Origin of the sequence: Streptomyces sp. NBC_01689 (assembly GCF_036250675.1) — a bacterium.
Lineage (GTDB): Bacteria > Actinomycetota > Actinomycetes > Streptomycetales > Streptomycetaceae > Streptomyces.
Genome location: NZ_CP109592.1, coordinates 7035644 through 7057397 on the forward strand (window position 1 = coordinate 7035644; position 21754 = coordinate 7057397).

At 73.8% G+C, this 21754-nt stretch carries 24 protein-coding genes; 16 read left to right on the forward strand and 8 right to left on the reverse strand.

The genetic code is table 11. The annotated features are described in order from the left end of the window. Window positions 1-72 precede the first annotated feature (72 nt). From OG776_RS30030 to hisF, 5 genes are read left to right on the forward strand one after another with little or no spacing between them, the layout of a single operon-like run. Window positions 73-237, forward strand: a complete 165-nt coding sequence (locus tag OG776_RS30030) for a hypothetical protein (RefSeq protein ID WP_187285985.1) — start codon at window positions 73-75, stop codon at window positions 235-237. Next, the gene (gene hisH / locus OG776_RS30035; protein ID WP_148013542.1) at window positions 228-875 is read left to right on the forward strand and encodes an imidazole glycerol phosphate synthase subunit HisH; all 648 of its coding nucleotides are present in this window, start codon (window positions 228-230) and stop codon (window positions 873-875) included. Before OG776_RS30030 ends, hisH begins: the two co-directional genes overlap by 10 nt. Then, window positions 872-1597, forward strand: a complete 726-nt coding sequence (priA, locus tag OG776_RS30040) for a bifunctional 1-(5-phosphoribosyl)-5-((5-phosphoribosylamino)methylideneamino)imidazole-4-carboxamide isomerase/phosphoribosylanthranilate isomerase PriA (RefSeq protein ID WP_329322823.1) — start codon at window positions 872-874, stop codon at window positions 1595-1597. Before hisH ends, priA begins: the two co-directional genes overlap by 4 nt. After that, a complete protein-coding gene (locus OG776_RS30045) occupies window positions 1594-1992 on the forward strand; it encodes a RidA family protein (RefSeq protein WP_148013540.1) in 399 nt (132 codons plus the stop codon). Before priA ends, OG776_RS30045 begins: the two co-directional genes overlap by 4 nt. Next, window positions 1989-2744 (forward strand): imidazole glycerol phosphate synthase subunit HisF, encoded by a 756-nt coding sequence (hisF, locus tag OG776_RS30050; RefSeq protein ID WP_148013539.1) that lies wholly within the window; start codon window positions 1989-1991, stop codon window positions 2742-2744. The genes OG776_RS30045 and hisF overlap by 4 nt, the downstream gene beginning before the upstream one ends. 328 nt (window positions 2745-3072) lie before the next feature. Here hisF and OG776_RS30055 read toward each other — a convergent pair whose 3' ends face one another. Further along, the gene (locus tag OG776_RS30055) at window positions 3073-3708 is read right to left on the reverse strand and encodes a TIGR03085 family metal-binding protein (RefSeq protein ID WP_329322824.1); all 636 of its coding nucleotides are present in this window, start codon (window positions 3706-3708) and stop codon (window positions 3073-3075) included. 130 nt (window positions 3709-3838) lie between these two features. On the opposite strand from OG776_RS30055, the gene hisI reads away from it, so the two are divergent. The 11 genes from hisI (at window position 3839) to lgt (ending at window position 13484) form a co-directional block, all read left to right on the forward strand. After that, the gene (hisI, locus tag OG776_RS30060; RefSeq protein WP_329322825.1) at window positions 3839-4228 is read left to right on the forward strand and encodes a phosphoribosyl-AMP cyclohydrolase; all 390 of its coding nucleotides are present in this window, start codon (window positions 3839-3841) and stop codon (window positions 4226-4228) included. Between the two features lie 11 nt (window positions 4229-4239). Beyond that, window positions 4240-5727, forward strand: a complete 1488-nt coding sequence (locus tag OG776_RS30065) for an anthranilate synthase component I (RefSeq protein WP_148013536.1) — start codon at window positions 4240-4242, stop codon at window positions 5725-5727. Between the two features lie 52 nt (window positions 5728-5779). Next, on the forward strand, window positions 5780-6436 hold the full coding sequence (locus OG776_RS30070) for a TIGR02234 family membrane protein (RefSeq protein ID WP_148013535.1): 657 nt from the start codon (window positions 5780-5782) through the stop codon (window positions 6434-6436). Window positions 6437-6627: 191 nt separating this feature from the next. After that, entirely contained in the window at window positions 6628-6879 is a 252-nt protein-coding gene (locus OG776_RS30075; RefSeq protein WP_148014091.1) for an HGxxPAAW family protein, read from the forward strand. Window positions 6880-6969: 90 nt separating this feature from the next. Further along, window positions 6970-7416: a DUF2752 domain-containing protein gene (locus OG776_RS30080; protein WP_148013534.1), complete on the forward strand. Its 447-nt coding sequence runs from the start codon at window positions 6970-6972 to the stop codon at window positions 7414-7416. A 168-nt stretch (window positions 7417-7584) separates the two neighbouring features. After that, window positions 7585-8394, forward strand: a complete 810-nt coding sequence (gene trpC / locus OG776_RS30085) for an indole-3-glycerol phosphate synthase TrpC (protein WP_148013533.1) — start codon at window positions 7585-7587, stop codon at window positions 8392-8394. A 169-nt stretch (window positions 8395-8563) separates the two neighbouring features. Then, window positions 8564-8782 (forward strand): tryptophan biosynthesis modulator TrpM, encoded by a 219-nt coding sequence (trpM, locus tag OG776_RS30090; protein WP_148014090.1) that lies wholly within the window; start codon window positions 8564-8566, stop codon window positions 8780-8782. A gap of 412 nt (window positions 8783-9194) precedes the next feature. Continuing rightward, the gene (trpB, locus tag OG776_RS30095) at window positions 9195-10487 is read left to right on the forward strand and encodes a tryptophan synthase subunit beta (protein WP_148013532.1); all 1293 of its coding nucleotides are present in this window, start codon (window positions 9195-9197) and stop codon (window positions 10485-10487) included. Further along, a complete protein-coding gene (gene trpA / locus OG776_RS30100; protein WP_329322826.1) occupies window positions 10484-11299 on the forward strand; it encodes a tryptophan synthase subunit alpha in 816 nt (271 codons plus the stop codon). The genes trpB and trpA overlap by 4 nt, the downstream gene beginning before the upstream one ends. A 115-nt stretch (window positions 11300-11414) precedes the next feature. Beyond that, window positions 11415-12191, forward strand: a complete 777-nt coding sequence (locus tag OG776_RS30105) for a DsbA family protein (protein WP_329322827.1) — start codon at window positions 11415-11417, stop codon at window positions 12189-12191. A 132-nt stretch (window positions 12192-12323) separates the two neighbouring features. Continuing rightward, complete coding sequence (gene lgt / locus OG776_RS30110; RefSeq protein ID WP_329322828.1) at window positions 12324-13484, forward strand: prolipoprotein diacylglyceryl transferase; 1161 nt, start codon at window positions 12324-12326, stop codon at window positions 13482-13484. Between the two features lie 53 nt (window positions 13485-13537). Here the strand turns inward: lgt and OG776_RS30115 are convergent, their stop codons facing one another. From OG776_RS30115 to OG776_RS30145, 7 genes are read right to left on the reverse strand one after another with little or no spacing between them, the layout of a single operon-like run. Then, entirely contained in the window at window positions 13538-14386 is an 849-nt protein-coding gene (locus OG776_RS30115) for an HpcH/HpaI aldolase/citrate lyase family protein (RefSeq protein ID WP_148013528.1), read from the reverse strand. Then, window positions 14383-15585 carry a CaiB/BaiF CoA transferase family protein gene (locus OG776_RS30120; protein WP_329322829.1) on the reverse strand — a complete coding sequence of 401 codons (1203 nt, stop codon included), beginning with the start codon at window positions 15583-15585 and terminating at the stop codon, window positions 14383-14385. The genes OG776_RS30115 and OG776_RS30120 overlap by 4 nt, the downstream gene beginning before the upstream one ends. Further along, a complete protein-coding gene (gene rbsK / locus OG776_RS30125; RefSeq protein WP_329322830.1) occupies window positions 15582-16502 on the reverse strand; it encodes a ribokinase in 921 nt (306 codons plus the stop codon). The genes OG776_RS30120 and rbsK overlap by 4 nt, the downstream gene beginning before the upstream one ends. Beyond that, entirely contained in the window at window positions 16499-17932 is a 1434-nt protein-coding gene (locus OG776_RS30130) for an ADP-ribosylglycohydrolase family protein (protein WP_329322831.1), read from the reverse strand. The genes rbsK and OG776_RS30130 overlap by 4 nt, the downstream gene beginning before the upstream one ends. Further along, window positions 17920-19089, reverse strand: coding sequence for an ADP-ribosylglycohydrolase family protein (locus OG776_RS30135; RefSeq protein ID WP_148013527.1), 1170 nt, complete (start codon window positions 19087-19089; stop codon window positions 17920-17922). The genes OG776_RS30130 and OG776_RS30135 overlap by 13 nt, the downstream gene beginning before the upstream one ends. Before the next feature lie 7 nt (window positions 19090-19096). Continuing rightward, entirely contained in the window at window positions 19097-20308 is a 1212-nt protein-coding gene (locus OG776_RS30140) for an ADP-ribosylglycohydrolase family protein (protein WP_329322832.1), read from the reverse strand. Next, on the reverse strand, window positions 20305-21546 hold the full coding sequence (locus OG776_RS30145; RefSeq protein ID WP_329322833.1) for an ADP-ribosylglycohydrolase family protein: 1242 nt from the start codon (window positions 21544-21546) through the stop codon (window positions 20305-20307). The genes OG776_RS30140 and OG776_RS30145 overlap by 4 nt, the downstream gene beginning before the upstream one ends. Between the last annotated feature and the right edge of the window lie 208 nt (window positions 21547-21754).

A 21754-nucleotide genomic window follows, 5' to 3' on the forward strand; every position in this document is an offset into this window, starting at 1 on the left:
GGCCGGCGCGCCGCGGACGACGATGCCCGCGGCACCCTGCCGCCCGGGCGCAGAAGCGAACGGAAAGACACTGTGACCGGCCTGTCGAGCATCCTGATCGTCGTCGGACTCTTCCTCCTCGGCGGCATCTACTCCTTCGTCAAGCAGGAGATGCCCAAGAGCCTCATCGTGCTGCTCTCCATCGGCGCGGCGATGTGCCTGGTCGCGGGGGTCATGAGGCTGGAGGTGTGGAATTGAGCGGCGCCAGGAAGGTCGTCGTCTTCGACTACGGCTTCGGGAACGTGCGCTCCGCCGAGCGCGCCCTCGCCCGCGCCGGCGCGGAGGTCGAGATCACCCGTGACTACGACACGGCGATGAACGCGGACGGGCTGCTGGTGCCCGGCGTCGGCGCGTTCGCCGCCTGCATGAAGGGCCTCCGGGGGGCCCGCGGCGACTGGATCATCGGCCGCCGGCTGGCGGGCGGACGCCCCGTGATGGGCATCTGCGTGGGCATGCAGATCCTCTTCGCGCGCGGCATCGAGCACGGCGTGGAGACCGAGGGCCTCGACGAGTGGCCGGGCGCGGTCGAGCCGCTGCGGGCCGACATCGTGCCCCACATGGGCTGGAACACCGTCGAGGCACCGGCGGGCTCGCGGCTCTTCGCGGGACTCGACGCCGACGCGCGCTTCTACTTCGTCCACTCGTACGCCGTCCACGACTGGTCCCTGGACGTCACGAACCCGGCGATGCGCGCGCCCCTGGTCACCTGGGCGACGCACGGCGAACCCTTCGTGGCGGCCGTCGAGAACGGCGCCCTGTGGGCCACCCAGTTCCACCCCGAGAAGTCCGGCGACGCCGGAGCCCAGCTCCTCACCAACTGGATCGGAACACTGTGAGCAAGCTCGAACTCCTCCCCGCCGTCGACGTCCGCGACGGCCAGGCCGTCCGCCTCGTGCACGGCGAGTCGGGGACGGAAACTTCTTACGGCTCCCCTCTGGAGGCCGCCCTCGCCTGGCAGCGTGCGGGCGCCGAGTGGCTGCACCTGGTCGACCTGGACGCCGCCTTCGGGACCGGTGACAACCGCGGCCTGATCGCCGAGGTCGCCGGCGCCATGGACATCAAGGTCGAACTGTCCGGCGGCATCCGCGACGACGACACGCTCGCCGCCGCCCTCGCCACCGGCTGCACCCGGGTCAATCTCGGCACCGCCGCCCTGGAGACCCCCGAGTGGGTCGCCAAGGTCATCGGCGAGCACGGCGACAGGATCGCCGTCGGCCTCGACGTCCGCGGCACGACCCTGCGCGGGCGCGGCTGGACCCGCGACGGCGGCGACCTCTACGAGACGCTGGCGCGCCTCGACTCCGAGGGCTGCGCGCGTTACGTGGTCACCGACATCGCCAAGGACGGCACGCTCCAGGGCCCGAACCTGGAGCTGCTCAGGAACGTCTGCGCCGTCACGGACCGCCCCGTGGTCGCCTCCGGCGGGGTCTCCTCCCTCGACGACCTGCGCGCCATCGCCGAGCTCGTCCCCCTCGGCGTCGAGGGCTCGATCGTCGGAAAGGCCCTGTACGCGAAGGCGTTCACCCTGGAAGAGGCCCTGGAGGCGGTGGCCCGGTGAGCGGCGTCCGACGCCTCACGAGCGGCGCGCCCTGGGAGGAGACCTTCGGGTACTCCCGAGCCGTGGAACTGCCGGGCGGTCTGGTGCTGGTCTCCGGCTGCACCTCGGTGGTCGACGGCACGATCGTCGACGGCGGCCCGTACGAACAGGCCGTCACCTCCTTCGGCGTCGCGCTCACCGCGCTCCGGGAGCTCGGGCTCGGCCGCGACGACGTGGTGCGGACCCGTATGTACCTGACCCACGCCCGGGACGTGGAGGAGGTGGGCCGCGCCCACAAGGAGCTCTTCGACGCCGCCCGCCCCGCCGCGACGATGGTCATCGTGGCCGGCCTGGTGGACCCGCGACTGGTGGTCGAGGTCGAGGTCGAGGCGTACCGGGACGGAGAGCGGTCATGACCCTGGCGGTACGAGTCATCCCCTGCCTGGACGTGGACAACGGCCGGGTCGTCAAGGGCGTCAACTTCCAGAACCTGCGGGACGCGGGCGACCCGGTCGAGATGGCCAAGGTGTACGACGCCGAGGGCGCCGACGAACTGACGTTCCTGGACATCACCGCCTCCTCCGGCAACCGCGAGACCACGTACGACGTGGTGCGGCGCACCGCCGAGCAGGTCTTCATCCCGCTCACCGTGGGCGGCGGGGTGCGCACCGCCGAGGACGTGGACAAGCTGCTGCGCGCGGGCGCGGACAAGGTCGGGGTCAACACGGCCGCGATCGCCCGGCCCGACCTCATCCGTGAGATCGCCGAGCGTTTCGGCCGGCAGGTCCTCGTGCTGTCGGTGGACGCGCGGCGCACGGAGGGCGGTTCCTTCGAGGTCACCACCCACGGCGGCCGCAAGGGGACCGGCATCGACGCCGTCGAGTGGGCCCACCGGGCCGCCGAGCTGGGCGCGGGCGAGATCCTGCTCAACTCGATGGACGCGGACGGGACGAAGGACGGCTACGACATGGAGATGATCCGGGCCGTCCGCAAGCACGTCACCGTGCCGCTGATCGCCAGCGGCGGCGCGGGCCGGCTCGCCGACTTCCCGCCCGCCGTCGCCGCGGGCGCCGACGCGGTGCTCGCCGCGTCCGTCTTCCACTTCGGCGACCTGCGGATCGGCGAGGTGAAGGAGACGCTCCGCGACGCGGGCCATCCCGTCCGCTGACCCGGCGGACCCGCGGACCTGCTGACCCGGCGGACCCGCGGACCCGCTGTCCGTGGACCCGGTACCGCACCCGGTGCCCACCGGGTCGGCCGGGTCGGGGTCGGGCGGTCCGGGCCCGGCATCGGCCCCGGTGCACACCGGGTGCGCCGTGAATTCGCCCGTCGGTCCTCCGGCGGTCAGGTGCCCCGGGTTCCGGCGCGTCGGGCCGTGGAGCCCGTCGAGCGGCTGTCCCGGGGGAGGCGCGGGGGCCGGCCTGTGTCACCCCGGCGAGCGAGCCGCACGCCGGGGGCACGCACGCCGGGGCCGTGCCCCCTGGCCGTTCCCGCGGTCAGATCCCGAGCTGCTTCGACCCGTGCAGCTTCGCGATCGCGTCCTTGTCGCCGTCGAGCTCCACGTCGGCGGCCTTCTGCCGCCCGAGCGCGAACATCAGCAGTTCCGAGGGCTCACCGGTGACCGTCACGACCGGCGTGCCCTTGTGGGCCACCGCCGTCTGGCCGTCCGGGCGGCGCAGCACCAGCCCGGTCGGGGCACCCCGGCCGGCCAGCCGCGCCGTGCGCTCCAGCCGGGACCACAGGGCGTCCTGGAAGACCGGGTCCAGCTCACGCGGCACCCAGTCCGGCCGCGCCCGCCGCACGTCCTCGGTGTGGACGTAGAACTCCACGGTGTTCGACGCCTCGTCGATCTGCTTCAGCGAGAACGGCGACAGGCGCGGCGGTCCCGTACGGATCAGCTGGATCAGCTCCTCGTAGGGCTTCTCGGTGAATTCCGCCTGGACCCGCTCCAGACGCGGCGCGAGCTGCTTGATCAGCAGTCCGCCCGCCGCGTCGGCGCGCCGCTCGCGCACCACCACGTGCGCGGCGAGGTCACGGGCGTTCCAGCCCTCGCACAGGGTGGGGGCGTCCGGGCCCGCGGTCTCCAACAGGTCGGCGAGCAGAAGCCGTTCACGCTTGGCATGGGTCGACATGGCGGCAAGCCTACGACCGTACCGGCAGCGCGCCCAGCGGACACGGGCATCCCGGGGACGCGGGACCAAACCGGGTCCGGCCCGTGGACAACCGCCGGACCCCCGCCACCCGCGCGGCACAATGGTTCCCATGACCAGCACGCCCCCGCCCAGCGGGCCCAGCAGCCTCGACCCCGAGATCGCCGCGCGCCTCAAGCGCAGCGCCGACGGACTCGTCCCCGCCATCGCCCAGCAGTACGACACCGGTGAGGTGCTGATGCTCGGCTGGATGGACGACGAGGCACTGCACCGCACGCTCACCACCGGCCGCTGCACGTACTGGTCGCGCAGCCGCGGGGAGTACTGGGTGAAGGGCGACACCTCCGGCCACTTCCAGTGGGTGAAGTCGGTGGCGCTCGACTGCGACGCCGACACCCTCCTCGTCAGGGTCGACCAGGTCGGCGCCGCCTGCCACACCGGCGAGCGCACCTGCTTCGACGCCGGCGTACTGCTCGCCGACGCCGCTGCCGCAGGTCAGTAAGGTCATCCGCCATGGACCTCGAGACCTTCCGCAAGCTGGCCACCGACCGCCGTGTCATCCCCGTCAGTCGCAAGCTCCTCGCGGACGGCGACACGCCGGTCGCGCTCTACCGCAAGCTGGCCGCCGAGCGTCCCGGCACCTTCCTCCTGGAGTCCGCGGAGAACGGCCGCGCCTCCTTCGCCTGGTCCCGCTACTCCTTCGTCGGCGTCCGCAGCCACGCCACCCTCACGGAGCGCGACGGGCAGGCCCACTGGCTCGGCACCCCGCCCGTCGGCGTCCCCGTCGGGGGCGATCCGCTCGCCGCCCTGCGCGCCACCATCGAGGCGCTCCACACCCCGCGCGGCGAGGGCCTGCCCCCGTTCACCGGCGGCATGGTCGGCTACCTGGGCTACGACATCGTCCGCCGGCTGGAGAAGATCGGGCCCGGCGAGCGCGACGATCTGAAGCTCCCCGAGCTGACCATGCTGCTCACCAGTGACCTCGCGGTCATGGACCACTGGGACGGCTCGGTCCAGCTCATCGCGAACGCGATCAACCACAACGACCTCGACACCGGCGTCGACGAGGCCTGGGCCGACGCGATCGCCCGCCTCGACGCCATGGAGGCCGACCTCTCGCGCGCCGTCTCGCAGCCCCCCGCCGCGCTGCCGCCCTCCGAACTGCCCGAGTACACCGCGCTGTGGGGCGGCCCCGACTTCCAGGACGCCGTCGAGGACGTCAAGGAGCGCATCCGGGCCGGCGAGGCCTTCCAGGTGGTCCCGTCCCAGCGCTTCGAGACACCGTGCGCCGCCACCGCGCTGGACGTGTACCGGGTGCTGCGGGCCACCAACCCGTCCCCGTACATGTACCTCTTCCGCTTCGAGGGGTTCGACGTCGTCGGGTCGTCCCCCGAGGCCCTCGTCAAGGTCGAGGACGGACAGGCGATGGTGCACCCCATCGCGGGCACCCGGCCGCGCGGCGCCACCGTCCAGGAGGACCAGGCCCTCGCCGACGAGCTGATCGCCGACCCCAAGGAGCGCGCCGAGCACCTGATGCTCGTCGACCTCGGACGCAACGACCTCGGACGGGTCTGCGAGCCCGGCTCGGTCGAGGTCGTCGACTTCATGTCCATCGAGCGGTACTCGCACGTGATGCACATCGTCTCCACCGTCACCGGCCGGGTCGCCGCGGGCCGCACGGCGTTCGACGTGCTCACCGCCTGCTTCCCGGCGGGCACCCTGTCCGGCGCCCCCAAACCGCGCGCGATGCAGATCATCGACGAACTGGAGCCGTCCCGCCGCGGTCTGTACGGCGGCTGCGTCGGCTACCTCGACTTCGCGGGCGACTCCGACACGGCCATCGCCATCCGCACCGCCCTGCTGCGCGACGGCACCGCGTACGTGCAGGCGGGCGCCGGGATCGTCGCGGACTCGGACCCCGTCGCCGAGGACGACGAGTGCCGCAACAAGGCCGCCGCCGTGCTGCGCGCGGTGCACACGGCCAACCGGCTCGGGCAGTAGGACGAGGGTCACGTGAACCCCGGGTGACGGTTCGCCCGGGGTTCAGGCGATAGTGGAGTACGTGACTGCCGTACCTCACCCCCGATCCGAAGCCGCCGGCCCCGCCCGGGCCGGCCGCCGCAGCCTTGGCGTCGCCCTGTTCTGCGGCGCCCTCGGCGCGGCAGTGGCGCTGCTCTCCACCCGGCAGAACTGGTCGCAGGGCACGGCCACGGTCGCCGGCGGCGCCTTCCCGCTGACCGCCAGGGGCAGCGACGTCACGGGCGTCCCCGCGGCGCTCGCCGTGGTGGGCCTCGCCGCGCTCGTCGCCGTCTTCGCCGTCCGCCGCTCCGGACGTCTGCTGGTCTCCGCCCTGCTCGCGCTCTCCGGAGCGGGCACGGTCGTCGCCGCCGTCCTCGGCGCGGGCGACGACTCCGCGCTCGACGAGAAGGCCGCGGCCGCCTCCGGTGACACCGCCGCCACCGCGGACGCCCTCAGCCACACCGCGTGGCCGTACGTCGCCGCGGCGGGCGGCGCCCTCATCCTCCTGGCCGGCCTGCTCGCGCTGCGCTACGGGCGGCTGTGGCCCGCGATGTCGGGACGCTACGAGCGCGACGGGACGCCCCGGCCGCGCAAGGCCGCACCCGTCGACCCCGACCGGCCCGAGGACCTCTGGAAGGCCCTCGACCGCGGCGAGGACCCCACCGGACCGGACCCGGCGACCGGGACCTAGTCCCTGCCGCGGACTGCGCGAACGGGGCTCCCGTCACGACGTGACGCATCAGACGTGTGACGAGCGCCCCCCGCGCTCACTCCGGACGCCCGGGTACGGGACAATGGACGGTGAGCGTCCGACTCACCCACGCACACAGCAACGACAGCAACCACAGCAACCCCAGCAACCCCAGCAACGAGGAGCAAGTCATGGCGGGCAGCAGCCACGGTCACACCCCGGCCGCCTGGACCGGTGTCATCATCGCCTTCATCGGTTTCTGCGTCTCCGGTGCCTTCATGGTGATGGCGAACCCGCTGGGCTTCTGGGCCGGCATGGTCATCGTCCTGCTCGGCGGTGTCGTCGGCATGGCGATGCGGGCGGCGGGCCTGGGCCAGCCGAAGACCAGGAGCGCGTCGGTCACCCACGCGCCCGTCCGCGAGGCCGTCGGCGCCGAGAGCTGACCCGCGGAGACTTTTCCCGGAGGCGGTCCCCGTGACGGGGGCCGCCTCTCGCGTGTCCGCGCCGCGCGCACCGCGCGCGGGAGGGGCACAATGCGACACGTGAACTCACCGACGCGGAGGGCTTCGCGCACGGCCGCCCCGCCGGCACTGCGGCGGCTCGGCGTCCCCGCCGGCGTGCTCGCGTGCGTCGTGGCGGCCTTCGCGTACGTCGGGGCCGTGGACCCCAACCAGCCCGGGCACTACCCCGTCTGCCCGCTGCTGCGCTTCACGGGCCTGTACTGCCCCGGCTGCGGCGGTCTGCGCAGTGCGCACGCCTTCGTCCACGGGGATCTCGCGACGGCCCTCACGGACAACGCGCTCGCCGTCGTGGGCTACGCCGCCTTCGCGCTGGTGTGGACCGTCTGGGTGGTCCGTTCGGCACGCGGCCGGCCGTCGCGGATCGACCTGGGTCCCGTGCACCTGTGGAGCGTCGGCGCTCTGGTGCTGGTTTTCACGGTTGTCCGGAACCTGCCCCTCGGTGGCTGGCTGCACCCTTGATCAAATGACAAATGTCCAGGTAGTGGGACCGGCGTCAACCGGATGTGAGGCCTGGCTCTTCCTCCGGATACCATCGGAGTGACCCGTCAAGGCCGTCGGCGACGGCGGTGCCGGGTCGACAGGCTCAACCGCTTCAACCGTTCACCGTCAGGGAAGGGGGCCGCTCGCGTGAGTGTGCTCGACGAGATCATCGACGGAGTCCGTGCCGACCTCGCGGAGCGGCAGGCGCGCGTCAGCCTCGACGAGCTCAAGGAGCGCGCGGCGAAGGCTCCTGCGGCCAAGGACGGCGTGGCGGCCCTGCGGGGTGACGGCGTCAAGGTCATCTGCGAGGTCAAGCGCTCCAGCCCCTCCAAAGGCGCGCTCGCCGCGATCGCCGACCCGGCCGGACTGGCCGCGGACTACGAGGCGGGCGGCGCGTCCGTCATCTCGGTCCTGACCGAGCAGCGTCGTTTCGGCGGCTCGCTGGCCGACCTGGAGGCCGTCCGCGCCAAGGTCGACATCCCCGTGCTGCGCAAGGACTTCATCGTCACGTCGTACCAGCTCTGGGAGGCGCGCGCGTACGGCGCCGACCTCGCGCTGCTGATCGTGGCCGCCCTCGAACAGTCCGCCCTCGAGTCCCTCATCGAGCGTGCCGAGTCCATCGGACTCACGCCGCTCGTCGAGGTGCACGACGAGGACGAGGCCGAGCGGGCGGTGGACGCCGGCGCGAAGGTCATCGGGGTCAACGCGCGCAATCTGAAGACCCTCAAGGTGGACCGCTCCACCTTCGAGCGGGTCGCCCCCGAGATCCCCGCGGGTGTCGTCAAGGTCGCCGAGTCCGGCGTCCGCGGCCCGCACGACCTCATCGCGTACGCCAACGCGGGCGCCGACGCCGTCCTGGTGGGCGAGTCCCTCGTCACCGGGCGCGACCCGCGGACGGCGGTCTCCGACCTCGTCGCGGCCGGGGCCCACCCCGCGCTCCGGCACGGACGGAGCTGACCGACCGGTGGCCGCCACGACCCACGCCCCCGCCGCCCCCCGTCCGGGCCCGTGCCCGGACGGCGGTCCGGCGCGCGTGCGGTCGGTCACTCCCGGCCCGTCCGCGCGGCCGTTCGCTCCCGGCACCGCCCACGGCGTGACCGCGGGCCCGTCCGGCGCGCGGCCCGCCGTGCCGCTCCCGTCCGCCTCGGCGGCCCGGGACCCCTACGCCGGACTCGCCCGCGGCTGCCGTCCGCGCGGCTGCCGGGCGCCGGCCCGACGCGTCCACGGACGCCGGGTCCGCTATGTCATCGGCGACGAGCCGGGCCAGGTCAACGGCATGCGATGGCGCCCCGGCGCGCACGCACGCCCGTCGTCCCCGCTCGGCTCCGCCGCGCGGACGGACTGACCGGGTCCGGACCGCCGGTCACCAGGCGGCGGCCTCCCGCCCCCGGGCTGGAACCGTTCCGGCCCGCCGGTCCCGTCGAGGGCCGCGACCGTCCCGGCACCCCGAGGAGCGTTCGGGTCTTTCCCGGCGCCCGCGAAGGTGCCCGGGAGGCCGTCCCGGCACCGTGAGGACCGCTCGGGACCCGTCCCGGACATCCGGAGATCCCGGAGCGGCACCAGGTCCCCCACCGGGGCACCCGGGGCCGTCGCGGCCTCCCGCGGCCGACGCGGGGACCGCTCCCGGACGGATCGCCGATCGTGCCGGTCCAGGCCCGGCGGGCCTCCCGGGTGACGGTGTGTGTGCGTGCGTGCATGGCTGACGTGAATCCATGTCCGACCTTCAACCGGGGCGTTCGCCCCTGCGAGGTAACCGCATGCCCAGCGAGTTCTTCATTCCCGACCCCGAGGGTCAGGTTCCCAGCGCCGAGGGATACTTCGGCGCGTTCGGCGGCAAGTTCATCCCGGAGGCGCTGGTCGCCGCCGTGGACGAGGTCGCCGTCGAGTACGACAAGGCGAAGGCGGATCCCGAGTTCGCGCGTGAACTCGACGATCTCCTCGTCCACTACACCGGACGGCCGAGCGCGCTGACCGAGGTGGCGCGCTTCGCCGAACACGCCGGCGGCGCCCGGGTGTTCCTCAAGCGCGAGGACCTCAACCACACCGGCTCCCACAAGATCAACAACGTGCTCGGCCAGGCCCTCCTCACCAGACGGATGGGCAAGACGCGTGTCATCGCCGAGACCGGGGCGGGGCAGCACGGGGTGGCCACGGCCACCGCCTGCGCGCTGTTCGGCCTTGAATGCACCATCTACATGGGTGAGATCGACACCCGGCGGCAGGCTCTCAACGTCGCCCGGATGCGCATGCTCGGCGCCGAGGTCATCGCCGTGAAGTCGGGCAGCCGCACCCTCAAGGACGCCATCAACGAGGCGTTCCGGGACTGGGTCGCCAACGTCGACCACACCCACTACCTGTTCGGGACCGTCGCGGGTCCGCATCCCTTCCCGGCCATGGTCCGCGACTTCCACCGGGTGATCGGGGTCGAGACCCGGCGGCAGATCCTGGAGCGCGCCGGCCGTCTCCCGGACGCGGCCGTCGCGTGCGTCGGCGGCGGCTCCAACGCCATCGGCCTCTTCCACGCCTTCATCCCGGACGCCGGGGTGCGTCTCATCGGCTGCGAACCCGCGGGCCACGGAGTCGAGACAGGTGAGCACGCCGCGACGCTGACCGCCGGTGAGCCCGGCATCCTGCACGGCTCGCGGTCCTACGTCCTGCAGGACGAGGAGGGACAGATCACCGAGCCGTACTCCATCTCGGCCGGTCTGGACTACCCGGGCATCGGTCCCGAGCACGCCTACCTCAAGGACAGCGGCCGCGGCGAGTACCGCGCGGTCACCGACGACGCGGCCATGCAGGCACTGCGCCTGCTCTCCCGCACCGAGGGCATCATCCCGGCGATCGAGAGCGCCCACGCGCTCGCCGGGGCGCTGGAGGTCGGCAGGGAACTGGGCAGGGACGGGCTGATCGTCGTCAACCTGTCCGGTCGCGGCGACAAGGACATGGACACGGCCGCCCGCTACTTCGGCCTGTACGACGAGGGCGCCGACGCGGCCGTCCCCGCGGACGCCGACAGCGAGCACGCCGAGATCGAGGGGGACGCGAAGTGAGCGGCAACATCCAGCTGTTGAGCGACACCCTCGCCGGTGCCCGGGCGGAGGGGCGGTCCGCGCTCATCGCCTACCTGCCGGCCGGCTTTCCGAGCATCGACGGCGGCATCGCGGCGGTCAAGGCCGCCTTCGAGGGCGGCGCGGACGTCGTCGAGGTCGGTCTGCCGCACAGCGACCCGGTCCTCGACGGCCCCGTCATCCAGACCGCGGACGACATCGCCCTGCGTGGCGGAGTCAAGATCGCCGACGTCATGCGGACGGTCCGGGAGGCCTTCGAGGCGACCGGGAAGCCCGTGTTGGTGATGACGTACTGGAACCCCATCGACCGCTACGGCGTCGAGCGCTTCACCGCCGAGCTGGCGGAGGCCGGCGGCGCGGGCTGCATCCTGCCCGACCTGCCCGTGCAGGAGTCGGCGCTGTGGCGGGAGCACGCCGAGAAGCACGGTCTCGCGACCGTCTTCGTCGTCGCGCCCAGCAGCAAGGACGCCCGGCTCGCCGAGATCACCGCGGCGGGCTCCGGCTTCGTCTACGCGGCCTCGCTGATGGGCGTCACCGGTACCCGGGAGTCGGTGGGGGCGCAGGCCCAGGACCTGGTGCGGCGCACCAAGGCCACCACCGCGCTGCCGGTCTGTGTCGGACTCGGTGTCTCCGACGCCGCGCAGGCCGCCGAGGTGGCCGGCTTCGCCGACGGAGTGATCGTCGGTTCGGCCTTCGTGAAGCGGATGCTGGACGCGCCGGACGACGCGGCGGGCCTGGAGGCCGTCCGGGCGCTCGCCGCCGACCTCGCGAAGGGCGTGCGCGGAACGCCGTGACGGACGGCGGCGCCGGCACGTAGGCGCCGACGCGCGGGGGACGATCCGCTCACTCGAACGGGTGGACCTGGGACCGGGGAGGCGCGCTGCGCCTCCCCGGTTCGTTCTGCCGGATGTGAGCGAGAAGAACCGTGAGGGAAAGACCACCGCCCGTGAGCGGCTGGCGGCCGAGCGACAGAAGCAGAAGGGCGCGGAGAAGCGCCGCCGGGCGCTGATCGTGGGCGGGTCGGTGGTGTGCGTTCTCGCCCTCGCGGCGGTGGTGGGCGTGCTGGCCGCCGGCGCGGGCAAGGACAAGAAGAACACCGCGGCGGGACCGGCCGTGGCGCCCTCGGGAGCGACCGGCAAGGACGGTCTCGCGATCCCGGTCGGCAAGGACAGCGCCAAGTCGACGCTCACGGTCTGGGAGGACTTCCGCTGCCCGGCCTGCGAGTCCTTCGAGACGGTGTACCGCCCGACCATCCGCCAGCTGGTGGACGCCGGTCAGCTGAAGGTCGAATACCACCTGGTCACGCTGATCGACGGGAACATGGGAGGCAGCGGCTCCCGGCACGCGGCCAACGCGGCGGGCTGCGCCCAGGACGCGGGCAAGTTCGCCGCGTACCACGACGTGCTGTACGCGAACCAGCCCAAGGAGACGCAGGACACGTTCGCGGACAACGGCAAGCTCATCGATCTGGCGGGCAAGGTGGACGGTCTCGTCACCCCGGGCTTCCGCTCGTGCGTCGACGACGGCCGGCACGACAGCTGGGTGACGAAGTCGAACGCCGCCTTCCAGAAGAGCGGCTTCTCCGGCACCCCGACGGTGCTGCTGGGCGGCAAGAACATCTACGCGGACCAGAGCATGACCCCCGCCAAGCTCAAGCAACTGGTGCAGGCGGAGAACAAGGGCTGAGCCCCCGGTCCGCGGTGCCCGCGACCCGTGACGCCCCCGGCCTGCGAAGGGTCCGGGGGCGGTGCCCGTTATGGACCCGTTGCCGGGGCACCCGCCGCGGGTCCCGTCCGGCACGGTAGCGTCGACCCTGCCATGGAAACTGCCTACATTCCCAGCCCGTCGCACGGTGTGCTGCACCTCGGCCCCATTCCGCTGCGCGGCTACGCGTTCTGCATCATCATCGGCGTCTTCGTAGCCGTCTGGCTCGGCAACAAGCGCTGGATCGCCCGGGGAGGGCGGGCCGGCACGGTGGCCGACATCGCGGTGTGGGCCGTGCCGTTCGGTCTCGTCGGCGGCCGGCTCTACCACGTGATCACGGACTACGAGCTGTACTTCAGCGAGGGCCGCGACTGGGTGGACGCCTTCAAGGTGTGGCAGGGCGGCCTCGGCATCTGGGGCGCGATCGCGCTCGGTGCGCTGGGCGCGTGGATCGGCTGCCGCCGCCGCGGCATCCCGCTGCCCGCCTGGGCCGACGCCCTCGCGCCCGGCATCGTCTTCGCGCAGGCCATCGGACGCTGGGGCAACTGGTTCAACCAGGAGCTGTACGGCAGGGCGACCGACCTTCCCTGGGCGCTGCACATCACGTCCGCCACGGACGGGCGGGTGCCGGGGTACTACCACCCGACCTTCCTGTACGAGTCGCTGTGGTGCGTCGGCGTCGGATTCCTCGTCATCTGGGCGGACCGCCGCTTCACCCTGGGTCACGGCCGGGCGTTCGCGCTGTACGTCGCCGCCTACTGCGTGGGCCGCGGCTGGATCGAGTACATGCGTGTCGACGACGCGCACCACGTCCTCGGTCTGCGCCTCAACGACTGGACCGCGATGGTGGTCTTCGTTCTGGCGGTGGCCTACATCGTGGTGTCCGCGCGGCTGCGGCCCGGACGCGAGGAGATCGTCGAGCCGGGCGCGGACGCCTCCGGCGAGGACGAGGGCGAGGGGGGCACCGAGGCTTCGGTGGGCCTCGGCAAGAAGACCGACGAGAAGACTGACGAGAAGACCGGCGAGAAGGCCGACAAGACGTCCGACGGGAAGCCGGCCGGGAAGACCGACGGCGCGTCCGCCGACAAGGCGGACGACAAGAAGGACGACAAGGCGGACGACCGGACCGGAGGGCCGGGCGGCGAGGCCGACGGCGGGAAGCCGGTGACGTCCGGCGGCGGGAAGTCCGCGCCGGAGTCCGAGGGAGCCGCGGACGGCCCCGAGGACGCCGACGGCGCCCTGAGGAGCGAGGCGGAGTCCGCCAACAAGGGCTGACCGCACGAGTACGCCGAGGGGGCGCCGCGTCCGACGACGCGGCGCCCCCTCGTTCATGCGGTCAGCGCCTCGCGGCGGGCCAGCGCCAGGGTGCGTCGGGCGCACGCCACGACCGCCGCGTCCACGAAACGGCCGTCGGGCAGGGCCTGGGCCCCCGGCTCGATGCCGGCCGCCTCCACGACGGCCTCGGCGCTCTCGACCTCGGCCGGGGTCGGCAGGTAGGCGCGTTCGATCACCGGGAGCTGACGGGGGTGGATGGCCGCACGGCCGAGGAAGCCGAGGGTGCGCCCGTGGGCGCAGGAGGCCGCCAGCCCCTCCAGGTCGCGGATGTCCGGGTGGATGGACTGCGCGGGGGGCGAGAGTCCGGCGGCGCGGGCGGCGAGCACGATCCGGGCGCGGGCCCAGTCGAGGCCGGCGTCCTCGCGTACACCCAGGTCGGCCCGGAGGTCCGCCTCGCCGAGCCCGATGCCCCGCACGGACGGGTGGGCCGAGGCGATGGCGAAGGCGTGTTCGACGCCCAGGGCCGTCTCCAGCAGGGCGTAGAGCGGGATGCCGTCGCCCTCGGCGGGTGCGGCGTGCCGGGCGACGTGGGTGACGTCCGTGGGCGAGGCCACCTTGGGCAGCCGCAGACCGGACAGGCCCCGGAGCGCGGAGAGCGTCTTGAGGTCGGCCTCCGCCAGGGGCCCGTCCAGTGTGTTCACCCGGACGTGGACGGGGACGGGGGGAGGGTCCGAGAGCAGTTCCGCGGTGGCGTCGCGGGCGTACTCCTTGCGGTCCGGGGCGACCGCGTCCTCCAGGTCGACCAGGACGATGTCCGCGCCCGAGGCAAGGGCCTTGACCACCACGTCCGGCCGGTCTCCGGGGGCGTACAGCCAGGTGAGCGGGAAGGCCGGGACCGTCACAGGGCGCCTTCCGTTCTGAGGGTCGTGATCTCGGTGGTGGAGAGTCCGAGTTCGGTGAGAACCGCGTCCGTGTCGGCGCCGTGCGGACGGCCCGCCCAGCGGATCGCGCCGGGGGTGGACGAGAGCCGGAACAGGACGTTCTGCATGCGCAGGGGGCCGAGTTCCGGGTCGGCGACGGTGGTGATGGTGTCCAGTGCCTCGTACTGGGCGTCCTCCATCACCTCGGCGACGTCCTGGATCGGGGCCACCGCGGCCTCCGCCTTCTCGAAGGCCTCCAGCACCTCGGCGCGGTCGCGGCGGGCGATCCACGCACCGACCGCCTCGTCGAGGACGTCCGTGTGCAGGGCACGGTCCGCCCCGGTCGCGAACCACGGCTCGTCGATCAGGTCCGGGCGTCCGACCAGCCGCATCACCCGCTCGGCGATCGACTGCGCCGAGGTCGAGACGGCGACCCACGAGCCGTCCGCGGTGCGGTAGGTGTTGCGTGGCGCGTTGTTCGCGGAGCGGTTGCCGGTGCGGGGCTGGACATGGCCGAGCTGGTCGTACCAGAGGGGCTGCGGGCCCAGCACGGTGAGGATCGGTTCGATGATCGCCATGTCGACGACCTGGCCGAGGCCCGAGGTCTCGCGGGCGCGCAGGGCGGTCATCACGGCGTACGCCGTCGTCAGGCCGGCGATCGAGTCGGCCAGGCCGAAGGGGGGCAGGACGGGGGGTGAGTCCGGTTCGCCGGTGATCGCCGCGAAGCCGCTCATGGCCTCCGCGAGCGTGCCGAAGCCCGGGCGGTGGGCGGAGGGGCCGAACTGGCCGAAGGCGGTGACCCGGGCGAGGACGAGCCGGGGGTTGACGGCCGACAGTTCCTCCCAGCCCAGGTCCCACTTCTCCAGGGTGCCGGGGCGGAAGTTCTCGATGATCACGTCGGTCCCGGCGGCCAGCCGCAGCAGGGTGGCGCGGCCGCCGGGTTTCGACAGGTCGAGGGTGATCGTGCGCTTGTTGCGGCCGAGGAGTTTCCACCACAGGCCGATGCCGTTCTTCGAGGGGCCGTGGCCCCGGGACGGGTCGGGCTTCGCGGGGTGTTCGACCTTGACGACCTCGGCGCCGAAGTCGCCGAGCAGGGTGGCGGCGAGCGGGCCGGCGAAGAGGGTGGCGAGGTCGAGGACGCGCAGGCCGTCGAGCGGGCCGGGCCCCGGACGCGCGGTCATGACGTGGACTGCGCGGGGTGCGGGTCCAGCGAGGCCTGGGCGTCGATCTCGGCGCGGTACGGCATCGAGGACGTGGCTCCGCTGCGCTGCACCGACAGGGCGGCGGCGGCCGACGCCCAGACGAGCGCCTCGGGCATCGGCCGGCCCTCGGCGAGCGCGACCGCGAGGGTGCCGACGAAGGTGTCGCCCGCGCCGGTCGAGTCCACAGCGGTGACGCGGGGCGCGGGGACCGTGAGCGGGGCGGCGCCCCGGGCCGCGTACAGGCTGCCGGCGGCGCCCAGGGTGATGACGACCTCCGGCACCCGGTCGAGCAGCGCGGTGGCCGCCTCGCGGGGGTCGGGGGTGCCGGTCAGCGCGGCCGCCTCGTACTCGTTGGGCACGAGCAGGTCGATGGAGGAGAGGAGCTGACGGGAGAGGGGCTGGGCGGGGGAGGGGGTCAGGATGGTGCGGACGCCGTGCCGGCGGGCCGCCTCGGCGCCGGCGACGACGGCGGCGAGCGGGATCTCCAGCTGGAGCAGCAGCGCGTCCGTGGTGGTGATGAGGCCCTCGTCGCCGGGGGCGAGGTGGTCGACGGTGCCGTTGGCGCCGGGGATGACGACGATCGCGTTGCCGCCCTCGTCGTCCACCACGATGTGCGCGGTGCCGGAGGGGCCTTCGGTGGTGCGCAGATGGTCGGTGTCCACCCCGGAGTGCTCCAGCGCGGAGCGGAGCTGGGAGCCGAACGAGTCGACGCCGACGGCGCCGATCAGCGTGACGTCGGCACCGGCGTGGGCCGCGGCGACCGCCTGGTTGGCGCCCTTGCCGCCGGGAATCGTACGGAACTCCCGTCCCGTCACGGTCTCTCCGCGCTGCGGGGCCTTGGCGACGTACGTGACGAGGTCCATGTTCGTGCTGCCGAGCACGGCGATGTGGGTCATGGGTGACGGGTCTCCCGGTACGTGAGCTGGGCGAGGGTGTCGAAGCCGATCCCGTTGAAGTCGGCGAGGGAGGTGGCCAGGCGGTTCTTGAGGGGCGTGGTCCAGCGCTCCGGCAGGGCGGCGGGGGTGCCGGCGAGCAGGCCCGCGACGCTGCCCGCCGTGGCGCCGTTGGAGTCGGTGTCCCAGCCGCCGGACACCGCGCGGCAGATCGATCCGGTGAAGTCGCCGTCCGCGTGGGTGAGGGCCGCGGCGATGAGGGCCGTGTTGGGCAGGGAGTGCACCCAGTGGTGGTCGCCGTAGGTGGTGTGCAGGATGTCGACGACCTTCTCGAACTCCACGGTCGAGTGGGCGAGCCGGACGGCGTGGTGGACCGCCTTCGCCAGCCGGGAGGCGGGCGGTACGACGGTCAGGCCGGTGCGCAGGCAGGCGTGGATGTCGCTGCGGCCGGTGGCCGCCTCGGCGATGGTGGCGGCGGTGAACATGGCCGCGTACACGCCGTTCGCGGTGTGGGTGAGGGTGGCGTCGCGGTGGGCCTGCGCGGCCGCGGCGGCCGGGTCGCCGGGGTTCGTCCAGCCGTGCACGTCCGCGCGGATGAGAGCGCCGATCCATTCGCGGAAGGGGTTGTGGTGGCGGGCCGTGCGCGGGGGTTCCACGCCGGCGAGGAGGTTGCGGTAGGCGACGCGTTCCGCGGTGAAGGTACGCCCCGCGGGGAGTTCGTCGAGCCACAGGCGGGCCACGTCCGCGGTGGTGAACCCCCTGCCGTGGCGCTGGAGCAACAGGAGGTTGAGGAGGGGGTAGTTGAGGTCGTCGTCCTCGGGCATCCCGTCGATGTTCTCGGCGAGCGAGGTGGCCGCCGAGCGCCTGTTCCAGGGGTACGCGGCGGTCAGTTCGGGGGTCAGACCGCGGGCCGTGAACCAGGTGTGGAGAGGCCAGTTCCCGGTGGCCCTCGCCAGGGCGCGGATGCCCCGCAGGGGGATCTTCTCGACGGGTTTGCCCAGCAGACAGCCCACGGCGCGGCCCAGCCAGGCGGCTTCCAGGCGGGGCACGGCGACGGCCGGGGCGGCGGCCGGGAGCGTGGCGGCGGGCGGGGCCACGGGGGCGGCGGAGGATGTGCGGTCGCCGTCCGCTGGCGGGTCCGGCCGCCGCGCGGGCCAGTCCGGGCAGAGGTCCATGACGGAGGCCAGTTCCGTCGGTTCGTGATCCGCCGGCCCGCCGGGCAGGTCGGCGAGTTCGTCCAGCAGATCGCCGGCCAGGACCCGCAGGTGGGGTGCGGCGGGAGTGGGGGAGGCACCGGCCCGGAGGGGGGCCGGTGCGCCGCCGGCCGCGCGCCAGCGCGCCGCGATCGGTTCGGCGTCGCGGCCGTCCTGGGCGGCCTGGTGGAGCTCGTGCCCGAGGAGGTCCTCGGGCTGGACCCAGGTCAGTCGGAGCACGAGAGCCCCGCAAGCTCGGCGTAGGCCGTCTCGTGCGCCCGTCGGCGCCGTACGTCCCGGTCGAAGATCTCGCGGGTCACCGCCGCGAGGGCCGTCGCCGGGGCGTGCAGGTCGAGACGGCTGGCCTCCCCGACCGTCTTGGCCCAGTCGTGCGGGATCTCGGAGCCGAGCGCGCCGGCCAGGGCCCCGGCCATGGTGGCGATGGAGTCGCAGTCCCGCCCGTAGTTCACCGCGCCGAGGACCGCGTGCCGGAAGTCGCCGCCGGAGACCACCAGCATGCCGAGCGCGACCGGGAGTTCCTCGATGGAGTGCAGCCGGGAGGGCCGGCGGGCGCCGAGCGACGGGGCGCGGTAGTCCGGGCCGACCGTGTCGTAGGGGGCCACCGCCTCCCGCAGCGGGCGCAGCGCGGACTCGAAGTCCGAGTACCGGACGGCGACTTCGCAGACCGCGTCGATCGCCTCCCGGGTGCCGTCCTTCGCCAGGGCCAGACATTCCGTGACCACCGAGTCCGGGGTCGCCCCCGGCGCGCAGGCCGCCGCGACGCCCGCCGCCAGCACGCCCGCCGCCTCCCTGCCGTACGAGGACTGGTGCGCGCCGGCGACGTCCAGCGCCTCGGCGTAGGCGCCCGCCGGGTTGCCCGCGTTCACGAGTCCCACCGGCGCCATGTACATCGCCGCGCCGCAGTTGACGATGTTGCCGACGCCCGCCTCGCGCGGGTCGACATGACCGTAGTGGAGCCGGGCGACCAGCCACTTCTCGGCGAGGAAGATCCGCTGGAGCGGGAGCGCCTCCGTCTCCAGTTCGGGGATCCAGCGGGGGGCTGTCATCAGGTCGGGGACCAGGTGTCCGGCGACGGCGTAGGCGTCGAGGTGGTCACGGACCGTGGTGTACACGCGGATCAGCGCGTGGGTCATCAGGGTGTCGTCGGTGACGTGCCCGTCGCCCTTGTGGTACGGGGCGATGGGGCGGGCGGTGCGCCAGGCGTCGCCGTTCCAGGGGCCGACGACGCCGTGCACGCGGCCGCGGTGCCGTTCGGTGATCTGCTCGGGGGTGTAGCCCTCGACGGGGCCGCCGAGCGCGTCGCCGACGGCGGCCCCGACGAGGGCTCCCGTGATCCGTTCGTCGAGGGTTCTCATTTCTACTCTTTTGGGCGTCATGCCCGAATCATCCCTCTGGGAGGGCCAGTTCCGTCGCTTCGAGCAGATCGGCGAGTCCGACGAGGTCCGTGCCGGAGAGCCGGGGAAGCGCGCAGCCCGACAGGACCCGGCAGGCGTCGCGCCAGGTGGCCGGGATCGCGGCGCCGCCGCCGAGCGCACCGGTCAGGGCGCCCGCCAGGGCCGGGGCCGAGTCGGCGACCCGGGAGAGACAGGCGGCGGCGGGCACCGCCTCCGCGATCCGGCCGCGCGCCACGGTGGCGAGGGCCAGGGCGACCGGGACGGTCTCCGCCGCCGCGACGCCGTAGCTGTAGACGTGGTCGACGATCTGGTGCTCCAGGAGGGGGACCAGGGCGAAGGTGCCCTCGCTGTCGCGGGCGAGCCGCAGCGCGTGGCGCGCGTTGCGGCCGATCTCCGTCTCCTCGGGCAGCTCGGCGAGCGCGGCGTCCGCGCAGGTGTCGACGTCGGCCCCGGCCAGGGCGAGCGCCAGGGCCGCGGCCATGGCGCGGGCGCCGTGCACACCGTCGCCGTCCTGGGTGTAGCGGGCGTCGAACTCGGCCAGCTCCGCGGCGAGCCGGGCGTCGCCCGGGTGGGCGACGGCGAGCACGCAGGCGCGGACACAGGCCGCGTCGTCGAAGTAGTGCGGGTTGTCGTGGCCGGTGGCGGGCGGGCGCAGACCGGTGGCGAGGTTGCCGAGTCCGGCCCGTACGGAGATCCGGGCGCGCAGCGGCAGCAGCGCGGACTCGACCTCGGGGGCGCGTTCGGCCGCCGCGGCGACCTCGCTGGCGACGGCGTTCCAGGACAGGTCGATGGACGCCCGCATCCGCCGCGCCCGGCCGAGGTCGCCGAGCGCGCCGGCGTCCTCGGCGCGCAGCAGGGCCTCGGCGGCGAACGCCGCCCACTCGGCGTCGTCCGAAGGGCCGAGCCGCAGGGGCTCGGGCGGCTGGTTCAGGGCGATGGGCACCGGCAGGGTCGTCGTCGCGTTCTGTTCGGCGAACGTGTCCAGTTCCCTGGTCAGCCGCCGGGTCCACTCGGGCATCCGGGCCGCACGGTGCCGGGCCGCGGGCCAGCCGGCGGCGTCGCCCGCGGCGAGGCCGAGCAGGAGGCCCTCGATACGGCGCGGGCGCGGGCCGGGCGCCGGGCCGTCGGCCTCCGTGACGAGGACGTCGGGCGCCGAGACCGCTCCGACGCCGGTCTCGTCCCCCACGAGTCCGGGACTCATGGACGTACCTCCTTGTCGGCGGCGGAGAGGACGGCCGTGGCCGGGCGGGGGCCGGTGGCGGTGCGGGTCCGGGCCGGGGTGTGGGCGGGGCTCGTGGGCAGAGGGCGGCGGTCCGGGGCGGGGTGGGGTTCCGGAGGCGGGGGCGTGGGGTCCGGGCCGCGTGCGGGCCGTCTTCGGTCCCGCGCGTGCGGGCCGTCGTCCGGGACCGGCTCCCGCGCGGTGCCCGGGCGCCACTTCCTGTCGTCCCCGGGGGTCAGCAGTTCCGCCACGTCCAGCACGTGATGGCCCTCCATCGACGGCAGGCAGCTGCCGCGTGCCGGGCCGATGGCCGCCGCCCATTCGGCCGGGATCGCGTGGTCGCCCCGGGTGGCCCCGGCCAGCGCGCCCGCCACCGCCGCGGTGGTGTCGGCGTCGCGGCCCATGTTGACGGCGGTGAGGACGGACTCGGTGAAGTCGCCGTCGGCGGCGGCGTACGCGCCGAAGGCCAGGGCGACGGCTTCCGGCGCCAGGTCCGTCCAGGGGTAGCCGCCGATGACGACCGCCGAGCGCACCGCGCGTTCGCCGCGGTGCGCGACCGCGATCGCGCGGCGCAGCGAGCGGGCCGTCCAGGAGTCGTCCGGGATCACCGCGAGCGCGGAGGCGGCGACAGCGATGGTCGAGGCCCCCGCCATCGCCGCCGCGACACCCGCCGCGACCGCCTGGCCACCGTAGATGCCCTCACCGTCATGGCTCACCGAACCGTCGATCGCCACCAGTCGCGCGGCCTCCGCGGGCCGCCCCGCCGCGAACACGCCGAAGGGAGCCGCGCGCATCGCCAGACCGTCGCTCCACGCGTGCCGGTGCTGGGCCGAGATGGGGGCGGCCAGCCCCCGGCGCAGGTTCTCCAGGGTGCCGCGCTCGCTGAAGCCGGCGCCGCGGAACGGACCCTCGTCACGGTCCGCGATCCACTGGTGCCAGGCCGATTCGACGTGCGCCACGGTGAGCGCCGAGCCGTGCCGGGCCAGCAGCAGTCCGGAGAAGATCGCGTACTCCGTGTCGTCCGTACCCGCGGGGTGTTCGGCGACGTAGCCCGTGATCCGGCCCCACTTCGCGCGGATCTCCGACGGCCGCATGTTCTCGGCGGGCGCGCCCAGCGCGTCCCCGACGGCGAGGCCGAGCAGCGCGCCGCGTGCCCGTTCGCGCGGACCGGTGGCGTCCCCGGGCGCAGGGACGGAGGGGATGCAGGCGATGGAAGCCATTCGGTGCCACTCCTCTCAGGGCCCAGAGCCCTTTGGGGATGTGTCCCACCGGAGGGGGCAGGCGGAGCCTCGTACGGTCCCGTATTCACCCGGTCGACATCTGTGCGGACCTGCTCACGAATGAGCAAGAAAGGGTAAAGCCGCAGGTTAGCCGAGCCTTTCCTTGCTGGCGGCCAGGAAATTCCAGGCGTACTTTTGCTGTTGTCGA